9 protein-coding genes are annotated in these 14441 nt (G+C 66.8%); 1 reads left to right on the forward strand and 8 read right to left on the reverse strand.

Annotation, left to right across the window (positions count from 1 at the left end):
* Positions 1–87: 87 nt before the first annotated feature.
* From HPY83_19470 to HPY83_19485, 4 genes are all read right to left on the reverse strand, one after another.
* Positions 88–840, reverse strand: a complete 753-nt coding sequence (locus tag HPY83_19470; GenBank protein NPV10127.1) for a hypothetical protein — start codon at positions 838–840, stop codon at positions 88–90.
* A 158-nt stretch (positions 841–998) separates the two neighbouring features.
* Positions 999–2642: a HAMP domain-containing protein gene (locus HPY83_19475; protein ID NPV10128.1), complete on the reverse strand. Its 1644-nt coding sequence runs from the start codon at positions 2640–2642 to the stop codon at positions 999–1001.
* Positions 2639–3298 (reverse strand): response regulator transcription factor, encoded by a 660-nt coding sequence (locus HPY83_19480; protein ID NPV10129.1) that lies wholly within the window; start codon positions 3296–3298, stop codon positions 2639–2641. The genes HPY83_19475 and HPY83_19480 overlap by 4 nt, the downstream gene beginning before the upstream one ends.
* On the reverse strand, positions 3299–4021 hold the full coding sequence (locus HPY83_19485) for a class I SAM-dependent methyltransferase (protein ID NPV10130.1): 723 nt from the start codon (positions 4019–4021) through the stop codon (positions 3299–3301). It lies immediately after the preceding gene.
* 406 nt (positions 4022–4427) lie between these two features.
* Between HPY83_19485 and HPY83_19490 the strand changes: the two genes are divergently transcribed.
* Entirely contained in the window at positions 4428–5330 is a 903-nt protein-coding gene (locus HPY83_19490) for a hypothetical protein (protein ID NPV10131.1), read from the forward strand.
* Positions 5331–5413: 83 nt separating this feature from the next.
* Here the strand turns inward: HPY83_19490 and HPY83_19495 are convergent, their stop codons facing one another.
* From HPY83_19495 to HPY83_19510, 4 genes are all read right to left on the reverse strand, one after another.
* The gene (locus HPY83_19495) at positions 5414–8821 is read right to left on the reverse strand and encodes a hypothetical protein (protein NPV10132.1); all 3408 of its coding nucleotides are present in this window, start codon (positions 8819–8821) and stop codon (positions 5414–5416) included.
* A gap of 69 nt (positions 8822–8890) precedes the next feature.
* Positions 8891–11260: a CRTAC1 family protein gene (locus tag HPY83_19500; protein ID NPV10133.1), complete on the reverse strand. Its 2370-nt coding sequence runs from the start codon at positions 11258–11260 to the stop codon at positions 8891–8893.
* A 12-nt stretch (positions 11261–11272) separates the two neighbouring features.
* Positions 11273–13540: a DUF3604 domain-containing protein gene (locus HPY83_19505; GenBank protein NPV10134.1), complete on the reverse strand. Its 2268-nt coding sequence runs from the start codon at positions 13538–13540 to the stop codon at positions 11273–11275.
* Positions 13541–13599: 59 nt separating this feature from the next.
* A partial coding sequence (locus HPY83_19510) for a GNAT family N-acetyltransferase (protein ID NPV10135.1) occupies positions 13600–14441 on the reverse strand: 842 nt, incomplete at its 5' end.

Consider the following 14441-nt stretch of genomic DNA (forward strand, 5'->3'; position numbering starts at 1 on the left):
ATCGTTGCGGGCTTCGGGCAAGGGGGCCGGGCCCCTGGATGGGGGCTCCGGAGGCCCGGCTGGGGGGAAGAGACAGGCTCGGCGGCGTCACTCGTGCGGGCCAGCCAGGTCGTGCTCCGCCGTCACGAACTCACCATGCCAGGTGTGGACGAACACATCTCCGGTGTAGCCGCTCACGCTCAACATGCCAACGATACTGCCGCCCTCAACGATATCTATGGTGTAGTAACCGTAGAAGAGATTGGCCTCCTCCTCCACCTGGTAGCGCCCGCCGTACCTTCGGTCCAGGTAGGCCTGAGCCGCCTGCAAGGCCTCTTCCGGGGTGACGTCCATGTTGGTGGGATCGGTCGAACGTCCGAACCCGCCCCAGCCCATCATGCCACCGTGCATGCCGTACTTCTGATTCCACATCATGTTCGGGCCCATCTCGGGGTAGACCCGCAAGGTCCGCGGGTCCACCAGCAACTCCACAGCCCCGATGCCGGTGTCCGTCTCCACCACGCGGGCGTAGCTGTGGTTATCGAATACCATGACCTCGTCGACGGCCAGGCCATCTCGGCCCAGGCCAACCAGGTAGGCCTCCACCGCCTCTACCGTCTGCTCCACAGAAAGCGGCTCCGCGTTCGCTGGCGACAGCGGACCGCCGCCGAGCCAGCCCCCGAAGCCGTAGAGGGGACAGGCGCTCTGGCCGCCCCAGTCTCCCATCATTCCCGGCCCGCCCCACTGGCCGCCTCCCGGGCCCTGAGCCAGCGCCGGCAATGCCAGTACCAAGGCCGCCAGCACCGCCACTGCCAGGATCCCTCCAACCAAGGCCACGGACCATCTTGCGGGTAGCTTCATACGTTGTCTCCTTACCATCGGCGCCAGGGTCGGCCCGCCCAAGAGATCAGGCTCGGGACGGGCAGATCGCGGCTAGATGAACAGAGACTACATTGTGGGAGAGAGGCGAGGCAGAGCGGAACGACTCAGGGGCAGGTAGGCCGAATGGCGCAGCCTGGCTACTGGGGCTCGTAGGGTACGGACAAAGTGATAGTGGTGCCGGCACCGGGGTAGGCCCGTACCTGGAGGTCGCCCCCTACCAGCTGGGCCCTCTCCTGCATGGTCAGCAGCCCGAAGTGGCCGCGGCGGGCCAGCTGGCTCAGATGCGGCGGCACCTCGAATCCCGATCCGTTGTCCCGCACGACGAGGTTGACGCCGTCCGTAACGAAGTCGAGGGCGACCTCGATCCGGGTGGCTCCCGAGTGGCGGCGGGCGTTGTTGAGGGCTTCCTGAGCCACCCGGTAGAGGGCCAGCTCGCGCTCGGGGGCCAGGCGGCGAGGGTCGCCCTCCAGGCGAAACTGGGCCCCGCTCTCATGGGCCAGGAGCTCCAGGGCCGGGGCCAGCCCCAGATCCTCCAGGTAGAGAGGGCGAAGGGCCTGGCTGAAGCGCCTCACCTCCTCGATGGTCTCGGAGACCATGTCCCGCAGGGTCTGCAGGCGGCTCCCCGCCGATGCCGGGTCGCGGGCCAGGTGTCGCTGGGCCATCTGGGCCTGCTGGCTGAGGGCGATCAAGCTCTGCACCGTCTCGTCGTGAAGCTCCCGCGCCAGCCGGGCCCGTTCCTCCTCCTGGGCCCGCACCTGGGCCGCCAACTGGTCCTCCAGCGCCGTCTGGTAGCGTCCCAAGCGCCCGGCCATCTCGTCCAGGGTGCGGCGTAGGTCCTCGATCTCCTCCACCCCGCCCACCGGCTCCGATGCCGCGCCGAAGTCGCCCTCGCCGATCCGGCCGGCCCGCCGAGCCAGCGAACGCAGCGGCACCACGATGTGCCTGACCCCGAAGAACAGGGTAAGCACCGAGGTCGCCCCGGCCATGAGGAGCACGAAAGCCGTGACCCGGTCGAACTGCAGGAGCGAGGCGACCAGGGGCAGCCAGGGTTCCTGAAGCACCAGGGCCCATCCCACCCCCTGCACCGGCGCGGAGGCCACCACGCTCCCGCCCTCCGCGCCCGCCACGAAGCTCACACTGGCGACCCCCGACAGCGCCTCCACTACACCAGGCAACGCGCTCACCGAGGGTACCGGCGCACCCTGGGCGAATATGATCTTCTCACCATCGGTCAGAACCAGGCCGGATGCAGGCTCCGTGCGAGCCAGCGGAAGCAGCCGATCGAGGGGAAGCTCGGTCACCGGCAAGCGGGCCTGCACCACCGCCCCAGCAGGCGCCGCCAGATGCCACAGAAGGGCGTCCCCTGCCGGAGCCAGCGTCGGGCCGTCTGCCGCCGGAACGGCAACCTCCGAGGCGATCAGCGCCGCGGCGCTACCTGCCAGGACTTCACCGGCCGGCCCGATGACCACCAACTCCAGACCCGGCAGCTCCCTCTCGACTGCCACCACCAGTGCTTCCAGGTCCCGGGGCGGTATCGTGGCTGCCGCTGCCAGAGCCCCCAGCATGGCCGAGTATCGCTCCAGTTCCGCCGACAGCCGCCCTGCCAGGGCCTGCACCACCTCCAGGTCTCGGCTTGCCACCATGGCGCGCATGGAGCGCTGGTGCTCGCGTACGCCCGTGAGCATGAACGTTAGGGCGAGCACGGTGGCGGGCACTATGGTCCAGAGCACGATCTGGACCGGTAGCCCGCGCAGCCGCCCCGGTAGCCTCGGAGAGCTCAATCTTCTGATTCCGGCAGGTGGATGACGCCCAACTGGAGCGCCTTGGTGACCGCTTCGGTTCGGCTGGAGACCTGCAGCTTGCCGTATACGTTGGCCAGGTGTCCCTGTACCGTCCTGTCGCTGATGCCCAATCGGCAACCGATTGCCCTGTTAGTGAACCCGGCCGCAGCCAGTTGTAGCACCTCCACTTCCCTGGCGCTCAGGGGCTCCACCATGTCCGCCGGGCGAGCCCCGCCCGTCACGTGAGCGATGACCTTGGCCGCTATGGCCGAATCCAGGGCCGACTTGCCCTCAGCCACGGCGCGCACGGCCCTGGTGATCTCCTCCGCCTCGGCCGTCTTCAGGACATACCCGTTCGCCCCCGCCTGCAAGGCAGCCATCACGAACGGATCGTCATCGTAAGCCGTGAGAATGAGCACGCCCACGTTCAGCCGCTTCTCGCGGATGTGGCGGGTCACCTCGATGCCGGTGGCCTTGGGCATGCGCACGTCGAGCACGGCCACGTCGGGCCGAAGAGCCTCGATCATCTCCTGGGCTTCCTGGCCATCCGAGGCCTCACCCACCACCTCGATGCCTGCCTCGGTCTCCAGGAACTCTCGTATTCCCCGCCTTACCACGGCGTGGTCATCGGCGAGCACCACCCTGATGGGCGCCACCTACCCCTCCTTCCCAACCGGCAAGCGGCGGGGGGCCTGGGCATCGGGTGGACTGGACCCCCTACCGCTGGCTACCCGCGCAATGACCAGCTTCATGATTCCAAGCCGATCCAGGTCCTCCTCCCGCTCTATCTCCAGCCCGGCGTGACGGATGTTCTCCACCGTGCGTCGGCTGATGTGCGGCCCCACCCGGCTCACCAGTGGATCCAGGACGTCCATGGCCGCGCCTAGCAGCGGGTTTCGCGCCCGGACATGCTCCAGGAACAACACCTTGCCCCTCGGCTTCACCACTCGGGCCACCTCGCGTAGCCCCCTGACGGCGTCCGGCACGGAGCAGAACACGCAGGTGGCTACAGCACTGTCGAAGCTGTCGTCAGGGAACCTGAGGTGCTGCACATCCATCAAGCACAGCTGCACCTCCAGGCCCAACGCCTCCGCCCGCCGACGAGCCCTCTCTAGCATCCGCGCACTTACGTCAATGCCGACCACCTCCACTCCCGGCGGGTAGTAGGGCATGTTCAGTCCCGTACCTACACCGACCTCCAACACCCTCGGACCCTTCACGTGGGCCCAGAGGTGCTCCCGCCACGCCCTGAGCCCTCTCTCCGGCAGTAGTTGGATAGCGTCGTATATGGAAGCCAAGCGGTCGTAGCGCCTGCCGGCCGATCTGCTGTCGGGAGACCCCAGGTACTGCTCTTGTCCGCTACGTTCGCCTTCTCTCATCCTGTCATACCACTCCCTCAGTATGCAGTCCCCACCCAGGAGCTGCATCTTACGTCAGCACTGCCGACCGGCATCGGAGGCATCCCGGGCAGGCCGCATCCTCTCGCGGAACCGACGGTGCCCACATGGTCCAAGGGTCGGTGTCGTCCCTTCCCCTCGCGAAGAGACCATGAGGGTCCGGGCTGCTCGGCGTGGTATCGGCGTCACCGCCGTTGCGTCGAGGGCCGGGCCGCAGACGGTTCTTTACGCTTCCTTTACGCAAGATTTACGCTGCTGGGTCTGGCAGTGCAGGCGCTTCTCTGCATACTTATGTTCAGTCCGGCGGCGACCTCGACCTCCTCACACCTCCCGCGTGAGAGGCAGCCGCTGTACGGACGGGCATGGATCTTTCTTGGGGGGAATATCAATGCCTGCCAATACACGACCCGTCAGGGTCAGGCTGGCGGTGGCGTCTCTGGCCGTCGTCATCCTTCTGGTCTTGACTCCGGCGATTGGGGCCACCCAGGCGCCCTCGGAGCCAGACGCTGATGAGGTGCTCGCTCTGGGGATGCGGGCCGGCAGTACCACCACCTCTCTAGTATCCTACGACGTCGTCGGCGACCTGTGGGGAGTCATGTATCTGGGCGACCTGAGCCGGGTGGAGGCCCAGCTATCCTCCGTCCCGGCGCACACTCGCATGATGATGACGCCCACTCTGGACGGGGTAGAAGAGGCCCTCTCGCGGCTCAGCATCGAGATTGCGTACCTGGGCTACGATCTGGAGCGTTGGGACCAGACTCCCATATGGGAGCAGGAGAACCCGGTGGAGGCGGTCAAGCTGATGCGCCAGATCGCCGACGCCCACGGCCTCAAGCTGGTGATCGGTCCCTCGCGCTACTTCAACGAGAACTTCGCCGCTCAGATGGCGCCCTACGTTCACGCCTACATACCGCAGGCCAAAGCCTACCAGGCCAACCTATCCCTGGACGACTACCGCGACAAGGTCCGCGGCATCATGACCCAGATCAAGCAGGCCAACCCCGCGGCTAGAGTCTACCTGGATCTCTCTCCCAGCCCCAAAGGGGTGCCCAAGACGGCCGAAGAGATGATGGCCTGCGTCGACGCTGTCCGAGACCTGATAGATGGGGTCTGGGTGACTCAGACCGCCGAGGACGCCGCCACTCTGGCCGAGTTCGTGGCCCTACTGGGCCGGTCAGACGCTCCTCCGGCGGTCACCCCTACCCCAAACACGCCTCGGCCGCCGGCAGTCGGACCCACTCCCGCTCCGTCGGTCCGGATCATGCTGCCTCTGGTGACGTCCGGTCGATAGCCGAGCCCGGATTCGCCGTGACCCGGGGCCGAAGCGGCGCTTCGGCCCCGGGGAGCCCTAGCCGGCATCATCTCCCAGGTGCATCACCCCTGTAGCAGGGTCCAGCTCCCCACTTCATCCCAGCCGTCCTGCGCCCCGCTCTTGTCGCGCACGAGCAGGCTCATGGAGTAGGTGGTGTACTGGTTCGAGAAGGGGGCCAGTGGCGTGACCCGCCACGTCACGGTGAGGGTGTCGCCGGCTCCGGCCACGCTACTGCCGGCGCAGTCGAGGCTCACGTAGCTGTTGGATAGGGTGGCGGACTGGCCCGGCGTGCAGGAGCCGACCCAATCCGTCCCGGCATCGTTGCGCAGGGTCAGGGTGTTGTTGCCGACGTAGTACCCGGCGAAGAGCCCCTGAGGGAAGCGCCGCCGCAAGTTCACGAGTAAGAACGCCGAGTGGATGTCCTGCCACCCGTTGGGGTCGCGGTAGGTGCTGGCAAAGATGAGGGGTACGTTCACCAGGCTCGAGCCCTGGTCGGGACTCACCTCCCCCGTCTCAGGCACAGCCGGCGCTGGGGTGCCTGTCGGCGTCGCGGTGGGCTCGGCAGTAGCAATCGCTGTGGCTGTGGGCATCTGAGTAGACGTTGGTTCCGGCGTGGCCGTGTCCGTCGGCGTAGGCTCCAGGGTGGGTGCCTCCGTCGGCGTCGGTTCCGCGGTAGGAGTCTCCGTGGGGGTCGGCTCTGGAGTGGGAGTCTCAGTCACCGTCGGCTCCACTGTGGCCGTGGGCTCCAGCGTCGCCGTCGCACTGGGCTCCACCGTGGGAGTCTGCGTCGGCGTGGGCTCCTCCGTTGATGTAGGTGTCGCCTCCAGCGTGGGCGTCGCAGTGGGCTCCACCGTGGGCGTGGCCGTCGGCACCGACCCAACACTGCCCCACTCCTCGAACATGATGTCACTGCCACTCACCGCCCGCCAGCCTTGACCCCCATCCCAGGAGTACAACGCCGTGCCCCCACCGTAGGGCGGATCGCTCCGATCCCACCGCACAAACAGCCGATTGGCGGCATCGCCTCCAGGCACCGCCACGGTGATCACGTACCCAACCCCCGCCTCAAGCCCTGCCGGCATCAGGCTCACCGAATACCACTCACCCAAGGTGCTGGTGGTGATGGCAGAGGTGTCCAAGGTGCCACTGGACAGTGACGATCCCGTGGGCATGCCATTCCCACCCGCCGCCCTGATGGCCACCGTGGCCGGCCCCGGACTGCCCTGACGGTACAGCTTCAGCCGCACCAGACTCACCGTGTGAGCCTGAGCAGGAGTGAAGGACTGCCCTACCACCATGGCCCCATCCGCCCGGATGCTCCCATCGTCGCCCTGGTTCAGATGCTCATATAGCCCCAGCTCGGGCGCGACCGTGGGCTCTGTGGTGGGACTGGCAGTGGCGGTCGCCGTCGCCGTAGCCGTCGGCTCGGTGGTTGCCGTGGCAGTCCCGGTCGGCGTGGCCGTCGCGGTCGTGGTCGCGGTAGCCGTCGGAGTGGGGCCGGTGGAGCCCTCGATCACCGTGATCTGCTGGTCGGCTGCCACGTCGGTCAGGATCTGAGACACGCCACTGGGCCAGAGAATGCGGAGCTCCTCCACCACTGTGGCACTGCCCAGCCCGAAGTGCACTGGCCCAGCGTAGTGCTGGAAGAAGTGCGAGTTGTCCCCCACCTCGCGGAACTGGGTCCTGCCCCCGCTGGTGAGCCAGAGCTTGGCCCCGTGGCCCCGAGGGTTGCTCTGCACCCCTCTCAGGTCCACCTTGAGCCAGTGGTTGCCGTTGCCCAGGTTCCGGAATAGCTCATAGCGCCCGCGATCCAGCGGCCACCACCAGCTCTCCTGGTTGGCGAGCAGGTCGAGGAAGCCGTCGTTGTCGTAGTCCGCCCAGACGCTGCCCCAGCCGAACCCCTCGGCGCTGCCGGTCACGCCCGCCTGGGCGGCGATCTCAGTGAAGGTGCCGTCGCCGTTGTTGAGGTAGAGCAGGTTGGGTGCGTCCTGGTCCATCCCGCCCACCGTCTGCACGTACAGGTCCAGGTCCCCGTCATTGTCGAAATCGCCCCAGTCCGGGCTGCGGCACAGGAGCCCATTGCCCAAGCCCGCCGCAGCAGTCACGTCGGTGAAGGTACCGTCGCCATTGTTGCGGAACAGCTTGTCCGGGATGGCGGTAGGCGACCACCCCTCGGCATCCACGGCGACAATGTCGCTGATGGCACCGCCGCTGGTGATGATGCCCGCGAACCCCTCACCCACATCCCCCGTGATGCCGCTCCACCGGACGTGCCACACGCCGGGCTCCGACTGCCAGATGAAGAACCCTCGCTCCGCCCCGGCCTCGTACAACGGCGCTGCAGAGACCTCGGTGGCGCTTACCGTGAACGGGTCGGAGCTGGGGCTCCATCGGCTCGCCCCGATGAAGAACATGGATGGATCGCGGAAGACGGCGCCGCCCAGGCGCACTTGCAGGAAGAAGGTCACCTCCGATGCCGGAGTGACGCGGAAGTCCAGCCCGTCGCCCACATCGGGGTCCTCCACCCTGCCAACGAAGCGCAGCTCGCCCTCCACGTACTCGTGGAAGTCATAGCCGGGCTCCCTGTCGCCCCGGGCCACATAGAGGTCCACGTCGCCGTCACCGTCGTGGTCGCCCCAGGCGGCACTGGTAGCGGCGTTGGTGCGAGCCCCTGAGGTGGCCGACACGTCGGTGAACCGATCCCCGTCGTTGCGGTACAGCCGGGTGGCGAGGCCAGTGACGAACATGTCCTGATCCCCGTCCCCATCGTAGTCGGCCACCGCCACGTTGGGCATGGGCCCGGTGAAGGGGTCCAGCCCCAACTGGGTGGTGATGTTGGTGAAGGTGCCGTCGCCGTTGTTGCGGAAGAAGGCGTTGCCCGCCTCCTCGCGCTCCGCCCCAGTGAAGAACAGGTCCAGGTCGCCGTCGTTGTCGAAATCCAACCAGGCCGTGCCTCGGCCCCGGCCCAGGGGGTAGTCCACCCCGGCCGCCGGCGCCACATCCACGAACTGGCCGTTGCCGTCGTTGCGGTAGAGCTGGGAGGGGCCTTCGCCCTGACCACCCCGGCCGCCGATGGAGACCCAGAGGTCCAAGTCCCCGTCGCGGTCGTAGTCTACCCAGGCGGCGTCATGGCGGTCCTCCACCAAGAGGATCCCGGAGCCGTGGATCACGTTGGTGAAAGTGCCGTCCCCGTTGTTGCGCATCAGCAGCGACTCCCGGTCCTGGAAGGGCTCCGACAAAGCGGGGTGATTGCCCAGGAACAGGTCCAGGTCTCCGTCTCCGTCGTAGTCGCCCCAGGCGAACCCACTGGTCTCGTCCCGCCAGTAGAGCCCGGCCTCATCCGCCACCTCCTCAAACTGCGGCGGCCCCTGAGCGCTGAGGCCCTGCGGCAGCAAAGCGGGCACCAGTGAAGCCAGAATGACAGCCAACACGACCACCAACCTGCTGGCTAACGCTCTCGACCTCTCCATTCTTTCTACTCCTTCCTACCCTTTCCTGTGGGCTAATCGCGCGGTGCCGCTCGGGCCCCGATAGGCAGGTCACTCTCCAGCGAAGGTCGTCCCTCCGCGGCGCAAGAACACAGCTGGAAGGCTTGTTTCGTACACTGGCTCCTGGGCCCCCGGCCCGGGCGTCACAGTGACGGTAGGCTCGGGCGTGGCCGTGGCCGCCGGCTCCGCAGTCGGCGCACCCGTTGACGTCTGAGCAACAGTAGGCGCGGACGTGGGGATCGAGGTGGGAGTCACGGTCGCGCCGACGGCGGCGGTGACGGAAGGGCCGGGCGTGGGGGTGGCGGTGGCGGTCGAAGTGGGGGTGTGAGTGGCGGTGGCCGTCGCCGTGCCAGTAGCGGTGGCGGTGGCCGTCGCAGTGCCAGTGGCGGTGGGAGTAGGGGTGGCGGTGGCGGTGGCCGTCGCGGTCGGGCTGGGAGTGGAAGTCGGCTGGTCGAGGCCCTCGATCACCGTGATCTGCTGGTCGGCTGCCACGTCGGTCAGGATCTGAGACACGCCACTGGGCCAGAGAATGCGGAGCTCCTCCACCACTATGGCACTGCCCAGCCCGAAGTGCACCGGCCCAGCGTAGTGCTGGAAGTAATGCGAGTTGTCCCCCACCTCGCGGAACTGGGTATTGCCCCCGACACTGAGCCAGAGCTTGGCCCCGTGGCCCCGAGCGTTGCTCTGCACCCCTCTCAGCTCCACCTTGAACCAGTGGTTCCCGTTCCCCTGGTTGTGGTAGAGCTCGTACCGTCCCTTGGCCAGCGGCCACCACCAGCTCTCCTGATTGGCAAGCAAGTCGAGGAACCCGTCGTTGTCGTAGTCGGCCCACAAGGCACCCCAGGCCTGGCCCTGGGTAGTCCCTTCCACCCCGGCGCTAGCGGCCACGTTGGTGAAGGTTCCGTCACCGTTGTTGCGGTACAGGAGGTTGGGCTCGTCGCCCTCCATGGGGCCCAGCACCTGCACGTAAAGGTCAAGGAAGCCGTCGTTGTCGTAGTCGCCCCAGGTGGGGCTGTAGCAGCCTCGCCCGTCGCCCAGCCCGGCCTGGGAAGTGACGTCCTCGAAGATGCCGTCCCCCAGGTTGCGGAAGAGCTGATCGGGCATGTACTCCGGAGTCACGGGCTCGAAGCCCACTTCCGTGACCCCGACAATGCCTCCGGGAGCGGTGATGATGCCCTGGCACGCCTCGGGCGCCTCCCCCTCGAGGGCGCTACAACGCACGTGCCACAGACCTGGCTCCGATTGCCAGATGAAGTAGCCGCGGACCTCTCCGGCCACGTACTGCGGCGGCCCCGAGGTCTCCGCCCCGCTCAGAGTGAAGGTGGTGGAGGCGGGTTGATACCCCTCCGACCCGATGTAGACGTACGCCGGGTTCCTCACCGTGATGCCGCCGATCCGGTTCTGCAGCTCGAAGGACAGGTCGGTTCCGGCCACGGTCAAGATGTCCATCCCATCCTCTACGTCGGCCTCCTCCAGCCGCATCACGAAGAGCACCTGGCTCGGCGTCCACTCCTGATAGTCCCGGAGTGGCACCTGGCCGGCCCGAGCGACATACAGGTCCATCAGACCGTCGTTGTCATAGTCACCCCAGGCAGCGCTGGTGGCTCCGGTGGTGCGCACTCCCGCCTGTGCCGGTGCCTCGGTGAAGGTGCCATCCCCGTTGTTCCGATACAGCCTGGTGGAGTAGCCAGTCACGAACATGTCCTGGTCGCCGTCCCCGTCGTAGTCCGCCACCGCCACGTTCGACATGGCCCCGAGGAATGGATCCAGACCCAACTGATCGGTGATGTTGGTGAAGCTGCCGTCTCCCTCGTTGCGAAAGAAGGCGTTCGGGGCCTCGTCAAGCTTGGCGCCGGTGAAGAACAGGTCCAGGTCGCCGTCGCTATCGAAGTCCAGCCAGGCAGTGCCCCGTCCCCGGCCGCGGGGATAGTCCACCCCGGCCGCGGGCGCCACGTCCACGAACTGCCCGCCACCGTCGTTGCGATACAACTGCGACGGGCCCTCGCCCCCGCCCCCTCGCCCACCCACGGAGACCCAGAGGTCCAGGTCGCCGTCGTTGTCGAAGTCGATCCAGGCGGCGTCGTGGCGGTCCTCCTGCAGCAGGATGCCCGAGCCGTAGATGACGTTGGTGAAAGTGCCGTCGCCGTTGTTGCGCATGAGGGCCGAGTCTCGATCCTGGTCTACCTCGGTGAGCACCGGATGGTGCCCCAGGAACAGGTCCAGGTAACCGTCCCCGTCATAGTCGCCCCAGGCGAATCCGCAGGTCTCGTCCCGATAGTGCAACCCGGCCTGGTCCGCCACCTCCTCAAACTGCGGCGGCCCCTGGGCGTCCAGGCCTTCCGGGACGACTGCGGGCACCAGCAGCACCATCAACGCTGAGGCAAGCAGCGCTCTTCCCACCGACGCTCCCGGCCTGTTCATGGCGGTCCTCCTCTAGTTACGCCGGAATATGGCGGGAAGGTTGATGTGATACAGAGGCCTTTCCTCCCCCGGCTCTCCCGTGGCGGTAGCCGTCGGCAGCGGTGTGGGCGTAAGCGGCCGCGTCGCCGTCGGTGCCGGGTCCACTGGGGTCGGAGTGACTGTAAGCGCGGGTGTGGGCGTAGGCTTCGGATCCGGCTTGTCTGTCGCTGTCGGGACAGCAGTGGGCGTCGCCGTCGAAGTGGCAGTGGCGGTGGCAGTGGGAGATATGGTGGTGGCCGCAGGTGTGACAGTCGAAGTGGCTGTCGGCGAGACCGAACCGGCAACGTCTATCCAGATGGGACTGGACCAGGCCATCACGTCTCTGTTGGCCACCTGCCCCACCTGCCGCACCCGGACGTAGTACATGCTGCTGGTACTGAACCTAGGATCCTCGCAGGTGAAGGCGGTCTCCCACGAATTCGGTGTGGCACGGCACAGAGTGGAATAGACGCCATTCTCCAGCTTCACCACCTCCACATAGTCGAGGGCACCCGTGCCCACCACCGTCACCGACAGGCGCGGACGGTAAGGGAGAGTGACCTGGAACTCGTCGCCCATGATGTGCCCGTCGGCCCGGAAGTCGAGGATGATCCTCTCGCCCGTGGTACCGTATGAGTGCCGGGCGTAGAGGGCATCGAACAGAGCTTCACGGGTGAGTTCGGGAGCGTAGACGGCAGCCAGGCCATAGCCCGTGCGGCCGGGCATGGCCCCATGCTCGTCGGACGAGGCGATCACTCCCAGCCGTCTGCCCATCGCCCAGGCGTCGCGAGCGTAGTGCGGCCCTTCCACGCTGAACGTCCCGGGGGTAAGGTTCTCGTAAGAGAGAGGATGGGTGGGGTCGTAGAACTCGCAGAAGCCCTTGGCCTGAAAGACCTCCAGCAGACGCTCGAACTGAGGGTCCCCGTCCGTCCAGTCCACTGCGCCGTGCTTAGGGTCGCTGCCGAGACCGGTGTGATGGGGCACGGTGATGGCGGTTACTGCGTTCAGCCGAAGGGCTTCCCACAGAGCAGGGGCAGTGGGATAGTCGCCCACGCCGTAGAATGCCTCGCCCGTGCCCCGATAGTAGACGCCGCGATGCCCCTGGCCACTGCTGTCGTTGGAGGACCACTCGTAGCCCAGCAAGGGAATGAAGTGGCCGGGAACGTAGAACTCCTCCACCAACCTCTGGGTCTCACCCCACTCCCTCAGCGTGAGTGGCCCGCTGCTGGTGGCGGCGTGATCCAGGAAGGAATAGAAGTCCAGGGCCTGCACGTCCCGCGCGTATAGCAGCTCCGCCTCCGGGTAGCCGTAGCAGAATGTCTCCGGGCTGAACTCGCTGTGGACGTGCAGGTCTCCCCAGAAGAGCAGCCGCTGAGGCTCCTCTTCCCGGACGACTATGGGGTTGCTGTACACCGTTCCCAAGCCACCAGTCACGATGACCCGTTGGATGCCGGCAGTGCGGAAGATGACCTCTACCTCCGCTATCCCCTGGTCCTCCGCAGTGAAGGCATAGGACTCCGGACAGGTCGCCATCGGGTCGGTGGTATGGAGATCGACCGTCCCCACGTATCCGGGAGCGTTGTTGCCATACTTGTCCAGGGCCACGAGGGACAGGGTCACCGGCGTGCCCTTCACCACCATGGACGGCAGGGTTGCCTTCAGAGACTGGGCCCTGAGTCCAGTGGTCCGTATTTGCGGGAGATCGGCCAGTACCTCGAACGTCCCGCTGCCGGTAGTGTCCACCGCGACGCCGATGGGCTCCCGCGCTGCCGCCATGGGGGCCTGAGCGCCCCTCCCCTCGCCCTCGGGGTGACCCACCCTAACCGCCACGGTCTCGCCTTCGGACACCATCCCTTCCAGCACCGTGACGACGAAGGTGAAGTGCTTGGGGTCATTCTGTTCCGCCCGCAGATCGGCCCTTTCCACCGTCAGGCCCAGCACTGCCATAGGATTACTGGAGGCCGCATAGACGAAGTAGGGCAGGTCCGGGTCGTCCGTCTGAGGCTCGTGGGGTGAGTTGAGGAAGCTCTTGGGGAGCTGGACCCGAAGCCCCCCGCCGGCGGCGATGCCGCCGGCGGGGGCGGTATAGGTGACAGTAAGCTTGTTCCAGGTGCGGGCGAGGACCGACTCCGGGAACACGGTTGCTGTACCCAGGTCCGACGCCCGGGCAGCCAGGGTGGCCGGTACCTTCAGCAATACAGCCACAATTAGGAGGATGACGGTACCGACAATGCTCAGACGCCTGCGGTGGTTATTCATCATCAGCAGCCAACTCCATCGTGCTTTGGTGCCATTGCCGCCAGCCTGGCTAGCCTACGCAGTCAGACGAAAGGTAAGTGCCGTCGGATCACGGGACCCATGAGGCGAGTCACGGGCAAGGGCAGTCGGCCCCACAGCCGGGCCAACGGCCGGGCCCGCCCACTGGCCACGTCGTCGGCTACCAAGGGCCTCTTGTCGGTACGGCGTAGGTGGAACTGCTGATAGAGCGGGACCTCCTCTCCCCCCCACTGGAGCTTGAACTTGTGCTGGCCCGACCCGATCCGGCACCGGCCCAGGTCCAGGCGCCGGAACCCCTCCTGGCAGCCGTAGCGGATGGACTCCCAGTACATCAGATGGTTGGGACGCTGGCTGAAGTGTGCCGCCAGCGACGCACCCCACACGCCGGACATGGTGTCCCCCAGGAGGAACTGCAGCCCGCCGCCGGCCATCGTTTCCCCCTCCCAGATGCCTAGCAGCCATAGCTGTCCGTCGAAGACCCGGACGGTCTCGGTCAGCAGCCGCTTGCCGAACACCGGCGTGCCGGACTGGCGAACGAAGGCAGAGAACATGGCATAGAACTCGTTGAGCTGATCCATGCCGGAGCGCAAGGTGAGGCCCGAGGCCTCCGCCTTGCGAATGTGAGCTCGCAGGTCCTTGCGGAACCCGGCCCGAATCGCGTCCAGGCCCGGGCTTAAGTCCACCACCACGGTGCACTGGGAGTCATCGGTGACCAGGTCGGCATCCCAGCGTTCGCGGGAGTCTCGTATGGCCAGGAACCGGGCCCCACTCTCAGCCACCAGGTCCTGTGCCCGTTCCAGCAGCGCCAGCCCTGCCTCTGTAGACTGGGCGCAAATGCCACCGGGTGGAGTGGTGAAGTGATGGCCCTGCAGCAAGCTTCGCACCT

The organism is Anaerolineae bacterium (assembly GCA_013178015.1).
In the GTDB taxonomy this organism is placed as follows: Bacteria; Chloroflexota; Anaerolineae; order DRVO01; family DRVO01; genus Ch71.

Coding starts and splice junctions, on each gene's coding strand:
- HPY83_19470 (NPV10127.1), bottom strand. CDS start 840: ATGAAGCTACCCGCAAGATGGTCCGTGGCCTTGGTTGGAGGGATCCTG.
- HPY83_19500 (NPV10133.1), bottom strand. CDS start 11,260: ATGAACAGGCCGGGAGCGTCGGTGGGAAGAGCGCTGCTTGCCTCAGCG.
- HPY83_19490 (NPV10131.1), top strand. CDS start 4,428: ATGCCTGCCAATACACGACCCGTCAGGGTCAGGCTGGCGGTGGCGTCT.
- HPY83_19485 (NPV10130.1), bottom strand. CDS start 4,021: ATGAGAGAAGGCGAACGTAGCGGACAAGAGCAGTACCTGGGGTCTCCC.
- HPY83_19505 (NPV10134.1), bottom strand. CDS start 13,540: ATGATGAATAACCACCGCAGGCGTCTGAGCATTGTCGGTACCGTCATC.
- HPY83_19495 (NPV10132.1), bottom strand. CDS start 8,821: ATGGAGAGGTCGAGAGCGTTAGCCAGCAGGTTGGTGGTCGTGTTGGCT.